We start from the raw sequence: 20,537 nt of genomic DNA, 5'->3' as shown, positions 1-20,537 counted from the left end.
GTCGGTATAATGGGATCGCGAAGGCTCATTTCGAGCTGTTTTTGAAGGAATGCGAGTGGCGGTTCAACTACGGTCCGGCGAGCAACTTGCTGAAGACGCTACTGGACTGGACCGTTATCTAGGACAGCCCCTTTAGCTTTGTCATCCTGGACCCCGATCCGGGATCTAAAACGAGGGTTAGAGATCCTGAACCAAGTTCAGGATGACAAGTCCGTCAGTGTGAGCTTGTCGCTGCATTAGCCAGCGATTCGCCCCTCGGTGTCGGTCACGTCGCCGGGCAGGTCGAGGCCTTCGCCGAGCGCGAGGAAGCGGTCGTGGAGGTCGGCCCGCAGCGCGCGCAGCTCGGCGACGAGGTCGCGCCGCCGCTGGCGGGCGGCGTAGGCGCGGAGCCGCTGCCGCGTGAGCGCCTCCCACCCGACGTACTTCAGCACGAGCACGCCCGCGGCGAAGGCGAGGAGCGTGACCAGAAGGCCCGTCAAGAGCGGCACGTCGGGCAGGCCGGGGAACGCTGCGCGCAGCCCCGCATGGGCGAGGGCCGCGAGCACGCCCGCGCCGATCCACGCGAGCGGGTAGAGCACGAACCCGACGAGGATTTTGACCGTTGCCGTGTCCTTGATCGCCCCCGAGTAGCGCCGCGCCGCGACCCCGATCAGCCCGTGTACGGGTCCGTTGACGAGCAGGCCGAACAGCAGGAGCGGTGGCAGCAGCACGTAGACGACGGCCGTGCGAGCGAGGAGTGTGAGCGAGTCCCACACGAGCCGGTGCGGCGGCGGCGCGTCGAGGTCCGCGTCGTCCAGCCCGAGGGTGCGGAGGAGGCGGTCGTAGCGAGTGAGGTCGCGGCGGAGCGCGGCGATCTCGGCGGCGTGGCTCGCGCGGCGAAGGCGGTAGCCGTGCCACATCCGGGCGAAGCCGAGGCTGCGCTCGACGATGTCACCCCGCTCGGCGCGCTCGCCCGCCCGCGCTGCGTCTTCGGCCCGGACCAGCGCTGAGCCGCGATGCATCAGCCGGTGCAGCGTCCAGTCGTCGGTGGCGCGGACAACCTCGACGAGCGCGTCCCGGACGCGTTCGGTGAGGAAGTCGGCGGCGACCTCATCGTCCATCTCACCTAAGTCTGGCGGGAGCGCGAGCGGCGGGTGGAACGTCACGAGTACGTCAGAGCGGAAGAGGTGTTTGCGGTCGTAGTGCAGCCCGACGGGAAGGACGACCGGCACCGGCGACGCTGCCTCGGCGCGGTCGAGCGCGCGGAGAAAGAGCCGCGCCGCGCCCGACTTGACCTCGGTCACGAACGGCTGGTCGTGGCTCTGGCCCTCGGGAAAGAGCGCGGAGAACGACCCGCCCCCCAGCCCATCGGCGAGCGCGTCGAGGCTGCGGGCGTTGGCCTCGCGCCGCGCCTCGGCGCTCATCGACGCCTGGTCGGCGGCGCGGTAGATCGGCACCGTCCCCAGCCGCCGCATCATCCACCCGACGAGCGGCCAGCGGAGCAGCCCGTCGCGCGCGCCGAAGACGATCCGGCCCGGAAAGTGGGTGATAATCAGCGCCGGGTCGATCAGCCCGTTCGGGTGCCACGCTACGAGCAGTCCGCCCCGGTCGCGCGGCACATGCTCCGCGCCCTCGACCGCGATCTCGCGGAAGAACACACGCAGCACCAACCGCAGAGCGCCGACGAGGGCGCGGTAGAGGAGAGATGGGGGCGTGGGAGGAATGGGAGGAGAGGGAGGAATGGGGAGACTGCAAGGTAGGGTGAGGACGTGAGAACGCGATGCGTGAATTCAGGCCCGGCCGCCGAGAACGGACTCACGCATCACGAGTCACGCTTTCCGCGCTGTCCCAGCGATGTGCGGGCGGACGACCGGCAGCGGCATCTCCGCCTCGAACCGCTCGAACTGCACCTCGGCGAACCCGGCCTCCTCGATCCGGCGGCCCGTCTCGCGGTCGGGGCAGCAGCCGTCGGCGATGACGCCCCACAGGGGCTTGATGACCCGCTGCACGCGGCGCAGGCCCGACGCCTCGGGCGCGGCGATGTGCTCGATGAAGACGAACGTCCCGCCCGGCTTCAGGACCCGGCGCACCTCGGCGAGCGCAGCCTCGGGGTCGTCCACCGAGCAAAGCACGAGCGTCGAGACGACCGCGTCCGCACTGCCGTCGGGCAGGCCGGTCTGCTCGGCGAGGCCGGAGCGCACGTCGGCGTCGAGGCCGAGCGATGCGGCTTTCTTTCGCAGGCCGGCGTGGAAGTGCACGTTCGGCTCGATGCCGATCCAGCGGACGCCCGCGCCGTAGTACGGCAGGTTCACCCCGCCTCCCGGCCCGATCTCGACGACCGTGCCGGCGAGCGGGCCGAGGAGGTCGCGCTTCCACGCGCCGTACATCTCCCGGTCGAACCCTTCGCCGTGCGAGAGCAGCCAGGCGAACCACCGGGCGCTCAGGCCGCGGCGGACCCCATCGGCGGCTCGCACCGTAGTACCTTTCCCCGGAGCAACCGGCGGCTGCGCCGCACCCTGCTCCGCTCGTCTCCTTTCACCCATCTCAACCCCTACTGCCCATGTCTATCGCCAAAGTGATCGAAATCAGCTCCGAGTCCACCGAGAGCTTCGAGGACGCTGCCGGCAACGCCCTTAAAGAAGTCGGCAAAACCGTCAACAATGTCAAGCACCTCTGGGTCAAGGACATGGAGATTCTCGTCCAGGAAGACGGCAGCTACCTCTACCGGACCGCCTGCAAGGTCTCGTTCGTCGTCAACAGCTAGCACCCGTTCGGCTCCCTCGACGCGCCCCGGTAGCCCGAGCCGCCGGGGCGCTCATCGTCTCCGGCACCCGCGTCCACTGCCACACCGCCACGACGGCCAGCAGCGCGAGCGTGACGATCAGGAACCGGGCGTAGAACACGTCCACCACCGGCCGAGGCCACGCCGCGAGGCTCCACTCGATGAGCGGCGAAGGCAGCTTGGGAACCATGAAGATGAACACGCTTGCCGCCGCGAAGGCTTGGGCGAGGCGGCCCCGGTGCCGCGCGGCGAGCAGGACGAACAGGTAGAGCGGCAGCGCGAGCACGTAGGTGTGCTCCCACCCCAGCCCCGAGATCACCGGCGTCACCGCGAGCATCGCCACCCCGGCGACCGGGCGCGGCAGCCTACCGAAAAAGTAGGCCACGTAGAACCCGCCCAGCATCCCACCCGTCGCCAGGACGTTCACCAGCTTCGTGCTCGGCGCGAGCGCCGTGTCGTGCGAGCGGAGGTAGTCTGTCACCGGCTGCCGGACGTGCTCCAGCACACCGACGATCGACTGGTTGAGCGCGTCCATGTTCGTGATCCCCGACCAGAACGGGACGAGGTCGAACGCATACTGCCGGTACAGCTCCGGCGGCACGACCGGCAGGAGAGCGACCGGCACAGCGACGAGCCCGACCGCGAAGCCTGCGGCGAGCCGGACCCACTCCGCTCGCGGCTGGTCCCGGCGCAGCCCGAGGAGGGCGAGGGCAATCGGGTAGAGCTTCAGCCAGAACCCGCCGCTCAGCACGAGCGCCGCCGCGAACGGCCGGCCGGACCGCAGCAGGACAAGGAAGCCCAGCCCGGTCAGCAGGACGAGGACGTTGACCTGGGCGTACTTCAGGTTCTGAAACACCGGGGCCGTCGCCAGCCCGATCAGCAGCAGCGACACCTGGACCGGCTGCGCCAGCGTCTCCCCGCTGGCCTCCTCCCACAGCCGCAGCGTCAGCCGGATGCACGCGACCGCGAGCACGGCAATCCCGACGACTGAGAGCATGAACCCGACCGGCATCGGGAGGGTCACGAGCGGGGCGAAGAGCGCGATGCTCGGCGGCGGGTACATGAACCCGTACGCGTCGGGGTAGAGCGCCCCGCCCGCTACGAAGCGCTCGGCGGCGTCGTAGTAGAACGAGAAGTCCGCCACCGACTCCTGCGCGCCCGAGAGCACCGGAACGTAGACCCGCACCGAGAGCCAGACGGGGTAGAGCGCGAGCGCGAGCGCGCTCAGCCCCGCCAGCAGGCCGAGCGTCGGCTCACGCTTCCAGGTCTCGATGAGAGTGCGCACGGACGGAGGGCAGGGATCGGAGAGTCGGAGGCCGAAACTACCGCGCCGCGACCGGCCCGTCTGTCAATCTTCCGTTCTTCCCCGCGTCTGCCCGTCCTCACATCACGTCACCATCGCTCGCCGCCGCTTCGCCGTTCGGCCGATGCCCGGGTTGAACGTGTTCGTCGGGTCGAGCGCCGCGTAGTGCGCCTTCAGCGCTTCGTCGGCGTCGTAGATGTGCCCGACGTTGTGCTCGGCGGGGTACTTCGCCCCCTTCGCGTCGAGGACATCCAGAATCCGCTCCTTGACCGCCTCCACGTCGGCTCCCTTCTTCGGGGCGATGTCCAGGTGGAAGACGTGGCACATGAAGTGGCCGCAGTAGAGCGCGTGGTCGATCTGGTCGGCCACGTCGTCCGGGATGTCGACGATCCAGTCGGGATCGCTGCCGAGCAGCGCGATGTCGAGCGCGAGGACCTCTTCGGTCGTCTTCTGGTGGACGTTCTGGTAGCGGATCCCCGCGCCGGCCGCCGCGAACCGGGGGAGGAGCGCCGCTTCGGCCTCGGCGTCGGTGCAGGCGAAGAAGTCCACGCCGTCGCGGGCGCTCCACTCGTCTTCGAGGTAGCGCCGGGCCTCCTCGATCCCGCCGTCGGTCATCACGAGGATGAGGTAGTGCTCGAAGCGGTCGCGGTACTGCTGGATGCGCTCGGGGATCTGACTCGGGAAGAGCTTGCTGATCTGGTAGAGCACGAGGTCCGGGAGGAACCGGGGCAGGAAGGGCACCTTGTTGGTCAGGTACTCGACGCGCGACTTGAGCGCGTAGAGCGTCGGCAGGCGCTTCGTCCCGAGGTGCTTGATCGAGAGGACGACGTCCTTGCCGTAGCGCTTGGCCGTGTCGAGGATGCTCCGGTTCATGTACTCGCCCTTGTCGGGCAGGTCCTCGAAGTGCGCGAGGACGTGGCGGCGGAGCGCGGTGAAGTCGGCGGGGTCGTTGGTCCCGAGGAAGAAGACCTGGGTCTGCTCGGGCTGCGGGTAGGTGTCGACGCGGACGGCGAAGGCGGCGACCTTGCCCGCGCTCCCGCTCACGTCGCAGAGCCGCCGCGGGTCGGCGTTGTAGCGGTTTGGCACGTCGGCGTCGAGGTTGCGGATGCGCGCGCCGTACTCGCGGTCGGAGGCGGGCGTGTCGAACGCCTCGATGTTTCGTTCGGGGATCTGCCCGCTCTCGAGCGTCGCAAAAATCTCCTCGGGCGTCTCGCCGAGGCCTCGGATGCCGAGGTGGTTGACGAGTTCAAGCTCGCCGGCTTCGTTGACGCGGGCGAAGAGCGACAGCTCGGTGTACGACACGCCGCGCTTGCAGAGCGCCCCGCCCGCGTTGTTGGCGATCCCGCCGACGATCGTCGCGCCGATCGTCGTCGAGCCGATCACCGAGTGCGGCACGCGGCCGATGGGGGCGAGCAGCTGGGTGAGCTCGTGGAGCGTGGACCCCGGAAGGGCGACGACCTGCTGCCCGCCGGCAATGGGGATGATCTTCTTGAGGCGCCGCGTGCTGACGATGACGAGGTCGCGGTCGTAGTCGAAGCCGCTGGGGCCGGAGCCGCCGGTGAGGCCGGTCTTGGTACCCTGCATGAGGATCGCCGCCCCGGCGTCGACACAGGCCTGGAGGACGCGCCACTGCTCCAAGAGCGTCCCCGGGAAGACGACGGCCGCCGCCCCGCCGAAGCCGTAGCGGAAGCCGGTCCGGTAGTAGGCCGTGTCGCCCTCTCCGGTCAGGACGTGGGACGAGCCGACGACGCCCTGAAGCGCCGTAATCAGTTCGGGGGAGGTAGGCATAGCGGCTGGGGTAGGACGTGGCAACGGGTCTACTTTCGTTATCGGCACCACGCGACACGCCTGGACCGCGTGCGCGGTTTCTTTGTGCCGTGCCTAGCCCCCGAATGCCCGCCACAGCAGGCGCCCCGCGACGAGGACGGCGAGGCCCGCGAAGCTGAAGCGGATCAGCCGGACGTTAACGCGCTCGGCCGTCTTCACCCCGAGCCGGGCCGTCACGAGCGCGGGCAGGACCATCCACACCGCCTGCCCGAAATCGACGTAGCCCAGCGCCGTCGGCGGCGTCTCCACGGCGAGCCCGGTGGCGGCGTACATCGCCACGCCGCTGAACGAGATGAGAATAATCGTGGCGAGCGAGGTCGCGGTCGCGGTCTTGAGCGGGAGGCGGAGGAGCTGGTTGTAGGCCGGGACGAGGACGATCCCGCCGCCGACGCCCGCTGCGCTCGCCACGCTGCCGGCCGCGGCCCCGGTCGCGGCGAGGAACGGGGTGCCCGTCCGCAGCCGGTCGCGCCAGCCCGAGGTCTTCTTCGGGCGCTTGCCGGTCACCATCCGGTAGACCGCCCCCAGCAGGATCGCCGCGAGGACGATCTGGAAGACGCGCCCGCTGTACCACGGCTGCGTCGTCACGAAGAGCGTCATCCCCACGACGGCCGCCGCGCTGAACGCCCCGACGACGACCGCCACACGCCGCCCGATCAGCCCCGCGCCCCAGTGCGTCGCAGTCCCCGCGAGGGCCGTGACGAGCGTGCAGAACAGGCTCGTTCCCAGCGTGAGCGGCGCGATCAGGTCCGGGTCGACCCCGCGCGCGCTGTAGAAAAAGAAGAGCACCGGCGCAAAGATGATCCCGCCCCCGACACCGAGCAGCCCCGCCACGAACCCGCCGGCTACGCCTGCCGCGCCGAGAATCAGAATGTTGACCGGGTCCATGCGGCAGAGTCGGGGGTCGGAAAATCGAGGGCCGCTTCGTAGGAGCAAACGGCGTTCGCTCCAGCCGAGCCGGCTCGGTGCGGGAAAAAACGTAGGGGCGACGCACCGCGTCGCCCCCATTAGCGTGATCCCAAGATACGGTCCGGTTATTCGTCCGACAGCACCGCCCGGTAGGCCGCAGCGTCGCCGAGCAGGTCCAGCCCGCGGTTGAGCTGGAAGTCGTCGCGGAAGGACGCCTCGATCTGGGCGCTCTCGCCGAGGTAGCGGGCGAGGATCTCGCGGCGGAGGCGCTCCTTGAGGCGCGGCGCGTGGCGCGCGAAGTCGGCCTCTTTCTCGTCGGTGACCTCGGCGCGGAGGGCGTCGATCTCGTCGGCGGTCTCGGCGTAGCCGGCCCCGTCGAGGTCGTCGGCGAGCGCGTCGAGGGCCTGCTCGGCGCGCGTGCGGTAGGTGATCCCCTCGGCGTCGACCCAGGCCTGGAAGTCGCGGAGGTCGGCGTCGGTGACGGTGAGGGCGTCACCCGGGTCTTCGCGCGTGGCGGCGTAGCGGTTGGCGAAGAGGAAGAACGCGGCCTGCCGGACAAGGGCCTCCTCCAGCTCGCTCATCGCGCCGAGGCTCTCCTCGACGTCCGGCTCGATGCCCTTGCCGTCGTAGACCACGCGTCCGCCGGCGGTCGTGTAGGCGCGGCGGAGCGAGTCGGCGACCTCGACAGCGCGCCCGCCGGCGGTGTCGCGGGAATACTGGATCGCCTGGATGAGCCGCCCGCTCGGGGTGTAGTACTTCGCCGTCGTCAGCTTGAGCGAGGTGTGGTATGGGAGGCCCTTGACGACCTGCACGAGGCCCTTGCCAAAGGTCCGCTCGCCGACGACGATACCCCGGTCGTGGTCCTGCATCGCGCCAGCCACGATCTCGCTCGCCGAGGCGCTGCTGCCGTCCACGAGGACAACGAGCGGCACGTCGGGCGCAATCGGGGCCGAGCGGCTGCGGTAGACGCGCTCGCTCTCGGCGGCCCGGCCGCGCGTCGAGACGACCGTCGAGCCTTCGGGCAGGAAGAGCCCGGAGATATCGACCGCCGCTTCGAGGAGGCCGCCGGGGTTGCCGCGCAGGTCGAGCACGAGGCCTTGCAGGTCGCCCTCTTCCTGGAGCTTGCGCACCGCCGTCTCCACCTCGGAGGCGGCGTCGCGGGCGAAGCGCTCGAGCTTGACGAAGCCCACGCCGCCGGTGACGTACTCGGCGTAGGTGACGTTTTTGAGCTGGACCGTCGAGCGCGTCAGCCGGAAGTCGAGCGGCTCCATCTCGCCCTCGCGCTCGATGCGGACGCTGACCGCCGTGCCGGAGTCCCCCCGGAAGAGGTCGCGGATCTGGTCGGCGTCGAGGCCGTCGGTCGGCGTGCCGGCGATGCTGAGGATGATGTCGCCCGTGCGGACGCCCTGCTCGAAGGCGCTCGCGTCCTCGAACACCTGGAGCACGACCGTCCGCCCGCCGCGCTGCCCGACGGAGACGCCGACGCCGCCGTAGCGCCCGCGCGTGATAATCTGAATGTCCTCGTTGTCGGCCTCGTCGATGAAGACGGTGTACGGGTCGAGCGTCTGGAGCATCGCGTCGATCCCGGTCCGCATGAGCTGCTCCGCGTCGAGGTCGTCCACATAGCCGGTCGAGAGCTCCTCGTAGATCTTGCCGAAGATGGTGAAGTTCTTCTTGATCGCGAAGAAGTCATCGTCGGCTGGCCAGAACGCCCCGACGAAGACCCCGAGGGCAAGCGCGACGACGAAGACGGGGACGGCGATGCGGAGGGAGCGTTTCATGACGTGTTGGGTTCGGGTCTGTTCAGCGGGGAGGGAACGGAGGGCGGGGAGGGATTCGCGTACAGGCCCTTCTAATGTACCCTCCATTCGCTCCTTGCTCTCCGCGCTCTTTCTCTCGCCGTGCCCCTACGTTTGGTCCGGGCGTGTCCGCTCGCGCTCCTCCTCGCGGCGGCGCTTGGCCTCGGCCCGGAGGCGGCGGCGCTCGACGACGGTGGCGATCCAGATTGACCCCTCGTAGAGCCCGAGGATCGGGACGGCCATGATGATCTGGCTCAGCGGGTCCGGCGGCGTGAAGAACGCCGCGATGATGAGGATGATGACGAGCGCGAACTTCCGCACCTTCCGCAGCTTCTCCGGCGTGGCGACGCCGAGCTTGGCGAGGAAGTAGACCACGACGGGCAGCTCGAACAGCGCGCCCGCCCCGAACGTCCACATCAGGATCATCGAGAAGTAGCGCGCGATGTCGAACTCGTTGATGATCTGCTCCGAGATCTGGAAGTTGGCGAAGAACTGGAGCGCGAGCGGCGTCAGGATGAGGTAGCCGAAGGCGACGCCCGTCACGAAAAACATCGTCGCGAAGACCGAGATGAAGCGCAGCCCCCTGCGCTCGTGCGCGTACAGCCCCGGCTCGACGAACGCCCACGCCTGGTACAGCACGACCGGCATGGCGAGGATGATGCCGACCGCGAGGACCGTCCCGAAGTAGGCGAAAAACTGCCCCGTGATGGTCCGGTTCTGGAGGACGAGTTCGGTGGCGTCCATCTTGAAGACGCCGTACATGAAGAAGTCCGCCCGCGTCGGGGCCATCAGGAGTTCTTCGATCACCCAGTCGGTGAAGAAGAGGCACGCCACGGCCGACAGGACAATCGCGGCCAGCCCCTTGATGATCCGCCACCGGAGTTCCTCGAGGTGGTCCAGAAACCCCATCTCGGCCGCGACCCCGTCCACGACCGAAGGCGCCCCGTCGCCCGACGGCGCGGCGACGCGGGCGATGCGGGTCAGCTTGGACTTGAGGTCGAGCACGGTCTGGGCAGAGAAGATCGGAAGGGGTAAAGAACGGAAGACGGGCTCGGCGGTGTATCCTGGAATCTTCCGCTCCTCCGCTCTTCCTTTCTTCCGCTCCTAATCAGCGTCGGTCGCCGGACGAGGCGGCGGCGCGGGAGCCGTCGCGGAGGTTGAGTTCCAGCAGGCTCTCCACCCACAGGCCGTCCCCCTCGAGCCGGGCCTTGCCGCCGCTCCAGGTGAAGTTGAACAGCGTCAGCACGCCGGGCACCTCGAAGCCGTCCGAGCGGAGGAGCGCAATCGCCCGCGCCGCCGAGCGCCCGCTGTTGAGGATGTCGTCGACGAGCACGACGGGTTGGCTCCGGTCGATGGGCCCCTCTACGAGGCGGCGGCGACCGTACGCCTTGCGGCGCTCGCGGACGAAGCCGCCCCGGAACCGGGCGTGCCCCTCGTCGGCCGACGCGCCGAGGACCGAGCACACGATCGGGAAGGAGCCGTACCCAAACCCTGCGACCTGCGTGATGTCTCGCCCCCGAAGCCGCTCGGCGAGTACGTCGCCGATCTCGTCGAAGACCTCGCCTTCGAGCATCGGCATCCGCGTGTCGAGGAGCCAGCCGATGGGCTGCCCGCGCGGGTCGGTGATCGGCTCTTGGTCGCGGCGGACGAGGGCGCGCTGGTAGAGCTCGTGCCCCAACCGCGCCAGGGCCGACTCTGGAACCGTACTGAAATCGTTAGCCATGGGAAGGGACAGCAGCGCGTGTCGGGAGTAGCAAAAGAAAAACTACGGCTCGGGGTATTCGTTCCGGTAGGCTACCAAGAACGGAAGAGCGGAGGAGGGCGGTTCGGTCTGCCTCTCTTCCTCGCTTAGCCCGCCAGCACGCTGTGATCGTAGAGGGGGAAGCGCTCGGTGAGCACGAAGACCTCGCGGCGGACGAGCTCGCGCGCGCCCTCGCTGTCGCGCTTCGAGAGCACGCGGTCGATCAGGTCCACGACGTGGCGGAACTCGTCCGGCCCGAAGCCGCGCGTAGTCAGCGCCGGGGAGCCCACGCGGATACCGCTCGTCACAAACGGGCTCTCGGTGTCGTAGGGCACCATGTTCTTGTTGACCGTGATCTCGGCCTCGCCGAGGAGCGCCTCGGCCTCCTTGCCGGTCAGGCCCTTCGAGCGGAGGTCGATCAGGGCGAGGTGGTTGTCGGTGCCGCCGGAGATCACCCCGTAGCCGCGCTCGACAAAGGCCTCAGCCATCGCCCGCGCGTTCTCGACGACGCGCCGCTGGTAGTCCGCGAAGCCCGGCTCCAGGGCCTCGCCGAAGGCGACGGCCTTCGCCGCGATGACGTGCATCAGCGGCCCGCCGATCACGCCGGGGAAGACGGCCGAGTCGAGGAGTTCGCTGATCATCTTCGGCCGCCCGCTCTTCCACGTCTTGCCGAACGGGTTCTCGGTGTCGGTGCCGACGAGGAGCATCCCGCCGCGCGGGCCGCGGAGCGTCTTGTGGGTCGTCGTCGAGACGAAGTGGGCGTGGGGCAGCGGGTCGTTCAGGACGCCGGCGGCGATGAGGCCGGCCGGGTGCGCCATGTCCACCCACAGCAGCGCGCCCACCTCGTCGGCGATCGCTCGGAAGGCGGCGAAGTCGAAGTCGCGGCTGTAGGCGCTCGCGCCGACGGAGATCATCTTGGGGCGGACGGCCTTCGCCTTGTCGCGGACCTTGTCCATGTCGATCAGGCCGGTCTCCGGCTCGACCCCGTAGAAGTGCGCGTCGTAGAGGATGCCGGAGAAGTTGACCGGCGAGCCGTGCGTGAGGTGCCCTCCGTGGGCGAGGTCGAGGCCGAGCAGCCTGTCACCCGGCTCCATCATCGAGAGGTAGATGGCGTGGTTGGCCGTCGCGCCGGAGTGGGGCTGGACGTTCACCCACTCGGCCCCGAAGAGCTTCTTGGCCCGCTCCTGCGCGAGCACCTCGGCCTCGTCCACGACCTCGCACCCGCCGTAGTAGCGCTTGCCGGGCCGGCCCTCGGCGTACTTGTTGGTCAGCGGCGTGCCCATCGCCTGGAGCACGGCGCGGCTGGCGAAGTTCTCCGACGCGATCAGTTCGAGCCCGTCGTTCTGCCGGTCGATCTCGCGCTGGATGATGGAGTAGAGGTCGGGGTCCTGGAGGCGAAGGTCGTCCATGCTAGAGTCGGGAGTCGGAAAATCGAATCAGGGGAGGGGCGGGTCTGAGACCCGCCCGTACGTGCGAGATCAGTTGGAGCTCACAAGCTCGCCGGGCGGCCGATCTCGACGAACAGCCCGGCGACGCCGAGGAAGCGCCAGTGCTCGGCCTCGCGTGCGCGCCCGTCGAGGTCTAAGGTATACACGCTTGCGACGAGGTAGTTGTCCCGCTCGGCGAATCGTTTGACAAGTTCACCGGCCGCTAGGCTGCCGATTCCGCTGAGCAGACCGGCACCGGGCACGTCGTCCAGCCGGGCTTCTAGCTGGTCGGCAACGTTGTCCTCGGCGAAGTCAGCGAAGGCGTCCGGCCCCGGGTTCGTCACGGCGAGCACGACGACGAGGGCGACGAGAAGGAAGAGGCGCATGGGCGTGGTCTCGGGCTGGCGGCGTCTTGGACCTGTGCAACGGACGGCCGGGATTCGCGAAAGCCCCGGCCGCCGCGAAGGCAGCCGGGGCTCGGGGTAGGTGAGGCGTGAGCTTACGCCGTCTCGTCCTCGTCGACGACCTCGAAGTCCACGTCCTTGACCTCGGGGTCCGGCGCGGCGTCCATCTCCGGCGCAGTGGCAGACGCGCCGTCGCCGGCGGCCTCTTCCTGCTGGGCCTTGTAGAGGTCCTCGGAGGCCTCGCTCCAGGCGGCGTTGAGCTGCTCCATCGCAGACTCCGCCTCGGCGACGTTCTGCGCCTTGTGGACTTCCTTGAGGCGTTCGAGCGCGGCGTCGATCTTGCCGCGCTTCTCGGCCGGGAGCTTGTCGCCGTACTCGCTGAGGTTCTTCTCGGTCGAGAAGATGAGGGCGTCGGCGGCGTTGAGCTTGTCGGCCTGCTCGCGGCGCTGCTTGTCCTCGTTGGCGTGCTCGCGGGCGTCGCGGCGCATCTTCTCGATCTCCTCCTCGTTGAGGCCGGACGAGGCTTCGATGCGGATCGACTGCTCCTTGCCGGTCGCCTTGTCCTTCGCGGAGACGTTCAGGATGCCGTCGGCGTCGATGTCGAAGGTGACCTCGATCTGCGGCATCCCGCGCCGCGCCGGGGGAATCCCGTCGAGGTGGAAGCGCCCGATCGTGCGGTTGTCGACGGCCATCGTCCGGTCGCCCTGGAGGACGTGGATCTCGACCGACGGCTGGTTATCGGCCGCCGTCGAGAACGTCTCCGACTTCCGCGTCGGGATCGTCGTGTTGGCCGGGATGAGCGCCGTCATCACGCCGCCGAGCGTCTCGATGCCGAGGTTGAGCGGGGTCACGTCCAAGAGCAGCACGTCCTGCACGTCGCCCGAGAGGACGCCGCCCTGGATCGCCGCGCCGATCGCGACGACCTCGTCCGGGTTGACTGAGCGGTTCGGCTTCTTGCCGAAGAAACCCTCGACGACCTGCTGGATGGCCGGGATGCGCGTCGAGCCGCCGACGAGGATGACCTCGTCCACGTCGTTCTTGCTCAGGCCCGCGTCGGACAGCGCCTTCTCCATCGGCGGGATCGTCCGCTGCACGAGGTCGTCGACGAGCTGCTCGAACTTGGCGCGCGTGAGGTCGAGCGTGAGGTGCTTCGGCCCGTCCTGCGTGGCGGTGATGAACGGGAGGTTGACCGTCGTCTGCGTGGCCGAGGACAGCTCGATCTTGGCCTTCTCGGCGGCCTCCTTCAGGCGCTGGAGCGCCATCGGGTCGCTGCGCAGGTCGATGCCATCGGAGTTCTGGAACTCGTCGGCGATGTGGTCGATCAGGCGCTGGTCGAAGTCGTCGCCGCCGAGGTGGGTGTCGCCGTTGGTGGCCTTGACCTCGAAGACGCCGTCGCCGAGTTCGAGGACCGAGAGGTCGTAGGTCCCGCCGCCGAGGTCGTAGACCGCGACGACCTCGTCCTGGGCCTTCTTGTCGAGGCCGTAGGCGAGCGCGGCGGCCGTCGGCTCGTTGATGATGCGCTTGACGGTCAGCCCGGCGATCTGGCCGGCCTCCTTGGTCGCCTTGCGCTGCGCGTCGTTGAAGTAGGCCGGGACGGTGATGACGGCCTCGGTGACCTTCTCGCCGAGGTAGTCCTCGGCGGTCTGCTTGAGCTTCTGCAGCGTCATCGCCGAGATCTCCTGCGGCGTGTAGAGCTTGTCGTCGATCTGGACACGCGCCACGCCGCCGTCGCCCTTCTGGACGTCGTACGGGACGGTCTTGATCTCCTCGCCGACCTCGTCGAACTGGCGGCCCATGAAGCGCTTGATCGAGAAGACGGTGTTGTGGGGGTTGGTGATGGCCTGGCGCTTGGCCGGGGCCCCGACGAGCCGCTCGCCGTCCTTCTTGAAGGCGACGATCGACGGGGTCGTCCGCCCGCCCTCGGCGTTCGGAATGACGACCGGCTCCGCGCCCTCCATGACGGAGACGACGGAGTTGGTCGTGCCGAGGTCGATACCGATAATCTTGCTCATTGCTGTAGGGTGGGTTGCGGAAGGGAATCTGTCAAAACGGAAGAGGGGCCGGTCGTCCGGCCGGGACACGCTCTTTTCCAACAACGATGCCACGCGGCGCTGACGGACAGAATGGCAGAGAGGCTTCGGAATGGGAGGAACGGGAAGTGTGGGAGGAATGGGAAGGGGCTCGTTCTCGAGCAGCTCGCCATTCCTCCCATTCCCTCCATTCCTCCCACGCCCTATTTATATTCGGGGCGAAGCCCCGTCCTTATGAAGCATCTCCCCAACGTCCTCACGATCGGCCGGATCGTGATCGTTCCGGTCTTCCTCGTGCTCCTGTTCTCGGGCACGCTGGTGAGCCAGCTCGTGGCGACGGTGCTGTTCATCGTCGCGGCGATCTCGGACTACTGGGACGGTCGGCTCGCGCGCGAGTACGGCGTCGGCTCCCGGCTCGGGCAGTTCCTCGACCCGCTCGCGGACAAGGTGCTCGTCCTCGGCGCGTTCTTCGCCTTCCTCTTCCTGCCGGCCGACGCCGACGGCAACCGGCTGGCGGCCGGGTGGTGGTGGTGGGCCGTCGGGCTGATCGCGCTGCGCGACGTGGCGGTGACCGCGCTCCGGGCCTGGGCCGAGCGGCAGGGGCGCTCCATCCAGACGCGCTACGCGGCCAAGCTCAAGACGACCGTCCAGCTCACCTTCCTCATCGCCGCGCTCGTCTTCCTGACGGCTTCCAAGCTGACCCAGTTCGGCGGCTGGATAGGCGACCTCGGCGCGTACGCCGCCCTCGCGCTCTACAGCCCGGCGACCTCCGTGCTGCTGCTCGTGACGGTCGTGCTGACGCTCTGGACCGGCGCGCTCTACTTCACCCGCCAGCAGCCCACGCCGACGCTGTAGGCGCGGAAGAGCGGAGGTTGGGAAGAACGGAGGCCCTCACAGTCGGGCGAGAAGCTATCCCTCGTCCTCGCTTCCGCTCTTCCGCTCTTTCCCGCCTCCCTTCCTGTTTGCTGCGTCGAGTTCGCGGACGGTCTTGTAGAGCGTCGCGCCGGTCGCAACCGCGCTCAGCACGATGCCCACGAGCAGCAGCCACGGCGAGGTGCCGAGCCACGCGTCGGCGAAGTAGCCGAGGAGGACGAACAACAGCATCGAGATCAGAATCTCGATGCCGAGGCCGAGGTATGGGGCCGCCTCGGTCATGCTGGAGCCAAAGAGGCTCTGCGACGGCTTGGCGGGCTTGCGCTCGGGCGGGTCGGAGGCCACAGCGGAAAGGGCGGGACGGCAGACCTACGGCTGGCCGGCGGGCTGCGACGCGCGCTTGTCCTGAGGCGCCGCGTCCTTGCGGCCCTCGGTGACGGTCACGCCGGGGAGGTCGCGGCTGCGCTTCGGGAGGGCGCCGCCCATGTTGCACGTCCCGGAGAACGTCGCCCCGTCTTCGATCACGAGCTTGACCGTGTGGATGTTACCGTCCACGACAGCGGAGCTTTTGAGCACGAGGCGCTCCGAGATGAACACCTCGCCCTCGACGCGACCGGCGATGTCGGCGTGCGCCGAGCGGACCTCGCCCTCGACGGTGCCCTCCGGCGTCACGACGGTCTTGCCGTCGACGTTGATGTTGCCGATGACTTTGCCCGAGACCCGGACATCGCTGTTGGCCTTGAGGCCGCCTTCGATGACCGTTCCCGGTCCGATGATGTTGACCTGGCCCGGCGTTCCCGGGGCGTCGTTGCGGTGCTTGGGCATGGTGGTGGGCGCTGCGTCGTTTTTGAAGAGGGTCGTTGTGGAGGTGAGAGAGCCGATACACGGGTGGTGTGTTGCGTATCGGCTCCGGTGGGCGAATCTAAAGTCCGACCAGGTAGAGGCGTGGGTCCTGGGCGAGGCCGTTGCGCCACAGCTCGAAGTGGAGGTGGGGACCGGTCGTGATCTCGCCGGTGTTGCCGCTGAGCGCGAGGGCCTCGCGGCTGCGCACTCGGTCGCCGGTGCTCTTGAGGAGTCGGCTGTTGTGCTTGTAGACCGAAAGATACCCGTCGGCGTGCTGAACGGCAACGACGTAGCCGCCGTCGTTGGTCCAGTCCGCCGCGACTACGTAGCCGTCGCCGATGGCCCGGACCGTCGTCCCTTCCGCCACGGCCTTGTCGATGCCGTAGTGCCCGCGCGCCGCGTCGAAGCCGCGCGCGAAGAAGCCCTCGACGGGTGGGAGCGCCGGAAACTGGAGGCTGGCGAGGTAGGTCTCGACGGCCCGGCCGTCGCTCTCAGCCCGTCGGTCCGCCGCGAGCCGGTTGAAGGCGAGCGCCGGCTGCTCGTGGTCAGCCCAGTCGTCCGAGCGCGGCCCGGCCGGCACGTCGAGCGCCGGACGCTCGGCTGGAGCTACGACGTTCTCGACCGGCTCGTCGGTCACGGCCGCGGTGTCCGGCTCCCCGACGATGGCGTAGCGCAGCCGCTCCAGGTACTCGCCTTGAAGCGCGAGCGAGTCTGCCAGCGCGGCGGCCCGCACCGCGTTCTGCTCGGCAGTCTCGCGCAGCACCTCGGGGTCGGGCCCCAGAAACAGCGTGCGGACCGGAGTCAGAAAGACGAGCGCGAACAGGAGTAGCGCCAGCCCGGCCGACGCGCCGGCGACGAGGTAGAGGATGCGCCGGGGCCGGAAGACGTACTGGCGGGGGTTTTCTACACCGCTCTCGTCGACGACGATGACGGTGCGGGGCTCGTCTGGTCCTCTGGCGAGGTCCAGCAAAAAAGAAGTCATAGGGCGAAGACGTGCGAGAGCGTTCAGGGGTACGCAGCGGAGTATCGGCACCATTTCATGGTATCCACAAACGCGGTGCGCTAAATTATTCCCTTCGCAGCCCAATGAAGATGGTGCCCGCAGGGCCGGGTGCCGGACCGACCTCCTTTCCCCACTCCCGCATGCCTCAGCACAAATCCGCAGAAAAGCGCGTCCGCCAGAACGCGAAACGCCGCGCCCGCAACCGGTACCACAAAGTGCGCGTCCGCACGCTCGTCAAGCGACTCGAAGGTACGGAAGACCGCACCGAGGCCGAAGCCCTGCTCAGCGAGGTCAAGGGCACGCTCGACCGCATGGCCACCAAGCGGATCATCACCCGCAGCAAGGCGGCACACACCAAGAGCCACCTCGAGAAGCTGGTAAACGCGCTCTAGCTCACCTCGCCCGGCGGCCTAGCCACCCGGCACGACGGACCGGCGACCTCCCGGCACCGCCTACGCCGGACGGAACCGCGTCTCTCGCTCCTCGGTTGATGCCGCAGTCCGGCTGCCAGGGCCGGCGCTCCCACCTCTGCCTGTCCCGGCTCCGACGCACCCCACGAAACGGTCGCCTGCCCTCGCCCCTCCGCACATCTTTGTAGAAAAGCGAGGCCGAGCCCCCGTTTTATTGCCAGTCTCCGTATTATTTCGCCTGTTCCGTGCCCAGGGTTCTCCCGGCACGACCGCGAATATCGTTCGGCCCCGGTCGGACCTCTTTGCCCCACCCCCAGTCACCTCCTCTAACGCCAACACCCCAAGGAGCAGACACTATGACCAAGCGTCTACAATCTCCGCTCTTGCTGGCTTTTGCGGCCATGTTCCTCTTCGCCTCCACGGCAGATGCACAGGTCCAGCGCCCGTTCAAGACCATCTACATCAGCGCCTACGGCGGCCTCGGCCTCTACGGCGGCGACCTCGACGGCAACCCAAACAACGACGCTGGCAACCTGTTCGACGAGCCGGGCTGGGCCGTCGCCGGTGAACTGGGCTATCAGTTCACGCCGTCGCTCGGCTTCGGCGTTGCCTTTAACTACGGCAACTACCCAGAACTCCAGTTCCTCGGCGATTCCAGCGACCCGACTCGGCAGTTCACCGACGTCGTGGAGTCGCGCTCGCAGATCCAGGCCGCCTTCCGCTACTACCTCTTCCCCTCGTCGGGGATCACCCCGTACGTGCGGCTCGGCGTGAGCTACGCCTTCGAGCCGGACTACAGCGAAGTCACCGACGCGCCGCCTGGCGTCGGAGACGAGACCACCGACGGGTGGGGCCCCCTCGTCGGCGGCGGGCTTGACCTGCTGCTCGGCAGCAAGTTCTCCCTCTTCCTCGAAGCCAATGCGTCGTTCCTCTTCCCGGACAACGCCATTGATGGCACCAACCCTGGCGCGAGCGCCGGCGTGAACGACGACGCGGACTTCGACTGGCTCGGGATGGCAGGTGGCGGCTTCCGCTTCTGGCTCCGCTCGCCGGTTACCGCTGTCGAGGCCACCATCGACTGCGCCACCTCGCTCGAGATCGGCCAGTCCGGGACGTTCACGGCCTTCGTCAACGACGACGCGACCGGCCCGCTCACCTACATGTGGGACTGGGGCGACGGCTCGACCTCGGACGGCCTCGTGGCCAGCCACAGCTACGCCAGCGCAGGCACCTACACCGTCAGCTTCACCGCGACGGGCCCGTCCAACTCTGACGCCGAGACGTGCCTCGTGACGGTCAACGAGCCGCCCGCCGATGCCCCGGCGCTCTCCGCCTGCCGCGCCACGCCGTCGACGGCCAACGTCGGCGAGACGGTCAGCTTCTCGGCCACGGCCGAGGGCACGCGCCCGATCACCTTCGCCTACGACTTCGGCGACGGCAACACGGCCAGCACGCTCAACGCGACCAACGTCTACAACGAGGTCGGCACCTACAACGTCACGCTGACGGCCACCAACGAGGTCGGCTCGGACACATGCACGATGACCGTCACCGTCGTGGACCGCTTCTGCGACGAGGTCACCGAGCTCAACACGGTGTTCTTCGACAGCAACGTGAGCACGCTCGACGATGAGGCCATGAGCCGCCTCGACGAGAACCTCGCGGTCCTCGACCGGTGCCCGGACATCTGCGCGGTCGTCAACGGCTACACCGACAGCCGCGAGCGGGACCGCCTGCGCCTGTCCGAGCGCCGCGCCGCCGCCGTGGAGGCGTATTACCTCCAGAACGGCATCGATGCGGACCGCATCATGACCCGTGGCCTCGGCGTCGCACCGGACGACAACTTCAAGGAGGACGGCGGTGCCGGCAGCCGCCGCGCCGAGTCCATCCCGACCGACTGCGACGACATGATGGACATGGATGACGACGACGGTATGTAGGCCGTCCCATCCTGCCGTTGCGCAGTGACGCCGGCGGGCCTGCGGAGCACCATGCTCCCGCAGGCCCGCCTTTTTTAGTCGGGGGCCGGGAGCCGCGAGCAAGGTCGTTACCTTCTGTCCTCCGTCCCTTGTCTTCTGGTCTACCGATCCATGCCCGGCTTCGACGCTGCCGCCCGCGAGCGGCTCGCCCGCCAGCTCAAGGCCGAAGCGCGTCGCCTCGGCTTCGACGCGTGCGGCATCGCCAAAGCGGAGCGGCTCGACGCCGAGGCGGAGCGCCTGGAGCAGTGGCTCCTTGACGGCCGCCACGCCTCTATGCGGTGGATGGAGAACCATTTCGAGAAACGCGTCGACCCCCGCCGGCTCGTCGACGGCGCGCAGTCGGTGGTCTCCGTCCTCCACACCTACTACCAGCCCGCCGAGCGCCCCGAGGACCCGGCGGTCGGGAAGATCAGCCGCTACGCCTGGGGCGACGACTACCACACCGTCGTCAAGGACAAGCTCTACGCGCTCTACCACTGGCTCGACGAGGCCGCGGGCGGCATCTCGGGGCGCGTCTTCGCAGACTCGGCCCCGGTGCTGGACAAGGCGTGGGCGGCGCGGAGCGGGCTGGGCTGGATCGGCAAGAGCACGATGCTGCTCAACCGGGACCTCGGCTCGTTCTTCTTCGTCGGCGAGCTGATCGTCGACGTGCCGCTGGCGACCGACGGGCCCATCGCTGACTACTGCGGCTCCTGCACCCGCTGCCTCGACGCCTGCCCGACCGGGGCTCTCGACGCGCCCTACCGGATCGACGCGAACCGGTGCATCTCCTACCTCACGATCGAGCACCGGGGCGAGACGCTGCCCGAGGGAATGGACAGCGAGATCGGCAACTGGATCTTCGGCTGCGACATCTGCCAGAACGTGTGCCCCTGGACCAAGTTCAGCCAGCCGACCGACGAGCCCCGCTTTGCCCCGCGCCCCGGCGTCACCGACACCGAACTGCAGGAGTGGGCCGAGCTCGACCTCGACGCCTTCCGCGAGCGCTTCCGGCACAGCCCGGTCAAGCGGACCAAGTTCGAGGGGTTCCAGCGTAACGTCCGCGCAGCGATCAGGAATATGGAGGGCGTGGAGGGGTAGGGGGACGGTTCCAAGTGTGAGTGGAGCGATGCTAGGCCCGGCTGACCTAGACAAGGTTCGACGTGTGGGAATGCGGGAGGCTGGGGGTGTGGGGGGACGAACCGCTCCCACACCCCCGTACTCTCACACGCCGGTTTGCCCTCCTCGCCGA

The 20,537-nt window shown here is 68.5% G+C and carries 20 protein-coding genes; 6 read left to right on the top strand and 14 right to left on the bottom strand.

The annotated features are described in order from the left end of the window. Positions 1-122, top strand: a 122-nt coding sequence (locus AAGI91_12435) for an IS1595 family transposase (protein MEM1043422.1), incomplete at its 5' end; no start/stop codon positions are given. Between the two features lie 114 nt (positions 123-236). On the opposite strand, the gene AAGI91_12430 is transcribed toward AAGI91_12435, so the two are convergent. Together AAGI91_12430 and AAGI91_12425 are read right to left on the bottom strand one after the other, a co-directional pair. After that, positions 237-1,646 (bottom strand): 1-acyl-sn-glycerol-3-phosphate acyltransferase, encoded by a 1,410-nt coding sequence (locus tag AAGI91_12430; GenBank protein ID MEM1043421.1) that lies wholly within the window; start codon positions 1,644-1,646, stop codon positions 237-239. A gap of 162 nt (positions 1,647-1,808) precedes the next feature. Next, positions 1,809-2,453 (bottom strand): class I SAM-dependent methyltransferase, encoded by a 645-nt coding sequence (locus AAGI91_12425; protein MEM1043420.1) that lies wholly within the window; start codon positions 2,451-2,453, stop codon positions 1,809-1,811. Between the two features lie 86 nt (positions 2,454-2,539). Here AAGI91_12425 and AAGI91_12420 point away from each other — a divergent pair, with 86 nt between their 5' ends. Continuing rightward, positions 2,540-2,743: a dodecin family protein gene (locus tag AAGI91_12420; protein ID MEM1043419.1), complete on the top strand. Its 204-nt coding sequence runs from the start codon at positions 2,540-2,542 to the stop codon at positions 2,741-2,743. Here AAGI91_12420 and AAGI91_12415 read toward each other — a convergent pair. The 9 genes from AAGI91_12415 to dnaK all read right to left on the bottom strand — a co-directional run bounded on the left by AAGI91_12415 (position 2,733) and on the right by dnaK (position 14,249). Continuing rightward, positions 2,733-4,046, bottom strand: a complete 1,314-nt coding sequence (locus tag AAGI91_12415) for a glycosyltransferase family 87 protein (GenBank protein ID MEM1043418.1) — start codon at positions 4,044-4,046, stop codon at positions 2,733-2,735. The two genes, AAGI91_12420 and AAGI91_12415, sit on opposite strands and share 11 nt — an antisense overlap. 102 nt (positions 4,047-4,148) lie before the next feature. Beyond that, complete coding sequence (gene dld, locus AAGI91_12410; GenBank protein ID MEM1043417.1) at positions 4,149-5,852, bottom strand: D-lactate dehydrogenase; 1,704 nt, start codon at positions 5,850-5,852, stop codon at positions 4,149-4,151. A 93-nt stretch (positions 5,853-5,945) separates the two neighbouring features. Then, positions 5,946-6,776, bottom strand: coding sequence for a sulfite exporter TauE/SafE family protein (locus tag AAGI91_12405; protein MEM1043416.1), 831 nt, complete (start codon positions 6,774-6,776; stop codon positions 5,946-5,948). Positions 6,777-6,922: 146 nt separating this feature from the next. Continuing rightward, positions 6,923-8,578 carry a S41 family peptidase gene (locus AAGI91_12400; protein ID MEM1043415.1) on the bottom strand — a complete coding sequence of 552 codons (1,656 nt, stop codon included), beginning with the start codon at positions 8,576-8,578 and terminating at the stop codon, positions 6,923-6,925. 126 nt (positions 8,579-8,704) lie between these two features. Further along, positions 8,705-9,601 (bottom strand): twin-arginine translocase subunit TatC, encoded by an 897-nt coding sequence (gene tatC, locus AAGI91_12395; protein MEM1043414.1) that lies wholly within the window; start codon positions 9,599-9,601, stop codon positions 8,705-8,707. Positions 9,602-9,704: 103 nt separating this feature from the next. Next, the gene (locus tag AAGI91_12390; GenBank protein ID MEM1043413.1) at positions 9,705-10,319 is read right to left on the bottom strand and encodes an orotate phosphoribosyltransferase; all 615 of its coding nucleotides are present in this window, start codon (positions 10,317-10,319) and stop codon (positions 9,705-9,707) included. 125 nt (positions 10,320-10,444) lie between these two features. Then, entirely contained in the window at positions 10,445-11,746 is a 1,302-nt protein-coding gene (glyA, locus tag AAGI91_12385) for a serine hydroxymethyltransferase (protein MEM1043412.1), read from the bottom strand. An 80-nt stretch (positions 11,747-11,826) separates the two neighbouring features. Next, a complete protein-coding gene (locus AAGI91_12380; GenBank protein ID MEM1043411.1) occupies positions 11,827-12,150 on the bottom strand; it encodes a DUF4359 domain-containing protein in 324 nt (107 codons plus the stop codon). 113 nt (positions 12,151-12,263) lie between these two features. Continuing rightward, on the bottom strand, positions 12,264-14,249 hold the full coding sequence (dnaK, locus tag AAGI91_12375) for a molecular chaperone DnaK (protein ID MEM1043410.1): 1,986 nt from the start codon (positions 14,247-14,249) through the stop codon (positions 12,264-12,266). A 183-nt stretch (positions 14,250-14,432) separates the two neighbouring features. On the opposite strand from dnaK, the gene pgsA reads away from it, so the two are divergent. Next, on the top strand, positions 14,433-15,053 hold the full coding sequence (gene pgsA, locus AAGI91_12370; protein MEM1043409.1) for a CDP-diacylglycerol--glycerol-3-phosphate 3-phosphatidyltransferase: 621 nt from the start codon (positions 14,433-14,435) through the stop codon (positions 15,051-15,053). 54 nt (positions 15,054-15,107) lie between these two features. Here the strand turns inward: pgsA and AAGI91_12365 are convergent, their stop codons facing one another. The 3 genes from AAGI91_12365 to AAGI91_12355 all read right to left on the bottom strand — a co-directional run bounded on the left by AAGI91_12365 (position 15,108) and on the right by AAGI91_12355 (position 16,896). After that, positions 15,108-15,416: an AtpZ/AtpI family protein gene (locus tag AAGI91_12365; protein MEM1043408.1), complete on the bottom strand. Its 309-nt coding sequence runs from the start codon at positions 15,414-15,416 to the stop codon at positions 15,108-15,110. A gap of 24 nt (positions 15,417-15,440) precedes the next feature. Further along, positions 15,441-15,896 carry a polymer-forming cytoskeletal protein gene (locus AAGI91_12360; GenBank protein ID MEM1043407.1) on the bottom strand — a complete coding sequence of 152 codons (456 nt, stop codon included), beginning with the start codon at positions 15,894-15,896 and terminating at the stop codon, positions 15,441-15,443. 97 nt (positions 15,897-15,993) lie between these two features. Further along, on the bottom strand, positions 15,994-16,896 hold the full coding sequence (locus tag AAGI91_12355; GenBank protein ID MEM1043406.1) for a M23 family metallopeptidase: 903 nt from the start codon (positions 16,894-16,896) through the stop codon (positions 15,994-15,996). Positions 16,897-17,057: 161 nt separating this feature from the next. On the opposite strand from AAGI91_12355, the gene rpsT reads away from it, so the two are divergent. The 3 genes from rpsT to queG all read left to right on the top strand — a co-directional run bounded on the left by rpsT (position 17,058) and on the right by queG (position 20,386). Continuing rightward, positions 17,058-17,309: a 30S ribosomal protein S20 gene (gene rpsT, locus AAGI91_12350; protein ID MEM1043405.1), complete on the top strand. Its 252-nt coding sequence runs from the start codon at positions 17,058-17,060 to the stop codon at positions 17,307-17,309. 419 nt (positions 17,310-17,728) lie between these two features. Next, entirely contained in the window at positions 17,729-19,267 is a 1,539-nt protein-coding gene (locus AAGI91_12345) for a PKD domain-containing protein (GenBank protein ID MEM1043404.1), read from the top strand. A gap of 150 nt (positions 19,268-19,417) precedes the next feature. After that, positions 19,418-20,386 (top strand): tRNA epoxyqueuosine(34) reductase QueG, encoded by a 969-nt coding sequence (queG, locus tag AAGI91_12340; protein MEM1043403.1) that lies wholly within the window; start codon positions 19,418-19,420, stop codon positions 20,384-20,386. Positions 20,387-20,537: the final 151 nt, after the last annotated feature.

It is taken from the genome of Bacteroidota bacterium, from assembly GCA_038746285.1.
Lineage (GTDB): Bacteria > Bacteroidota > Rhodothermia > Rhodothermales > JANQRZ01 > JANQRZ01.
Note: the sequence above shows the minus strand (reverse complement) of the source record. Positions and strands in the feature narration are given on the sequence as shown.

Coding starts and splice junctions, on each gene's coding strand:
- AAGI91_12420 (MEM1043419.1), top strand. CDS start 2,540: ATGTCTATCGCCAAAGTGATCGAAATCAGCTCCGAGTCCACCGAGAGC.
- dld (MEM1043417.1), bottom strand. CDS start 5,852: ATGCCTACCTCCCCCGAACTGATTACGGCGCTTCAGGGCGTCGTCGGC.
- AAGI91_12405 (MEM1043416.1), bottom strand. CDS start 6,776: ATGGACCCGGTCAACATTCTGATTCTCGGCGCGGCAGGCGTAGCCGGC.
- AAGI91_12400 (MEM1043415.1), bottom strand. CDS start 8,578: ATGAAACGCTCCCTCCGCATCGCCGTCCCCGTCTTCGTCGTCGCGCTT.
- AAGI91_12390 (MEM1043413.1), bottom strand. CDS start 10,319: ATGGCTAACGATTTCAGTACGGTTCCAGAGTCGGCCCTGGCGCGGTTG.
- glyA (MEM1043412.1), bottom strand. CDS start 11,746: ATGGACGACCTTCGCCTCCAGGACCCCGACCTCTACTCCATCATCCAG.
- AAGI91_12380 (MEM1043411.1), bottom strand. CDS start 12,150: ATGCGCCTCTTCCTTCTCGTCGCCCTCGTCGTCGTGCTCGCCGTGACG.
- pgsA (MEM1043409.1), top strand. CDS start 14,433: ATGAAGCATCTCCCCAACGTCCTCACGATCGGCCGGATCGTGATCGTT.
- AAGI91_12360 (MEM1043407.1), bottom strand. CDS start 15,896: ATGCCCAAGCACCGCAACGACGCCCCGGGAACGCCGGGCCAGGTCAAC.
- AAGI91_12355 (MEM1043406.1), bottom strand. CDS start 16,896: ATGACTTCTTTTTTGCTGGACCTCGCCAGAGGACCAGACGAGCCCCGC.
- rpsT (MEM1043405.1), top strand. CDS start 17,058: ATGCCTCAGCACAAATCCGCAGAAAAGCGCGTCCGCCAGAACGCGAAA.
- AAGI91_12345 (MEM1043404.1), top strand. CDS start 17,729: ATGTTCCTCTTCGCCTCCACGGCAGATGCACAGGTCCAGCGCCCGTTC.
- queG (MEM1043403.1), top strand. CDS start 19,418: ATGCCCGGCTTCGACGCTGCCGCCCGCGAGCGGCTCGCCCGCCAGCTC.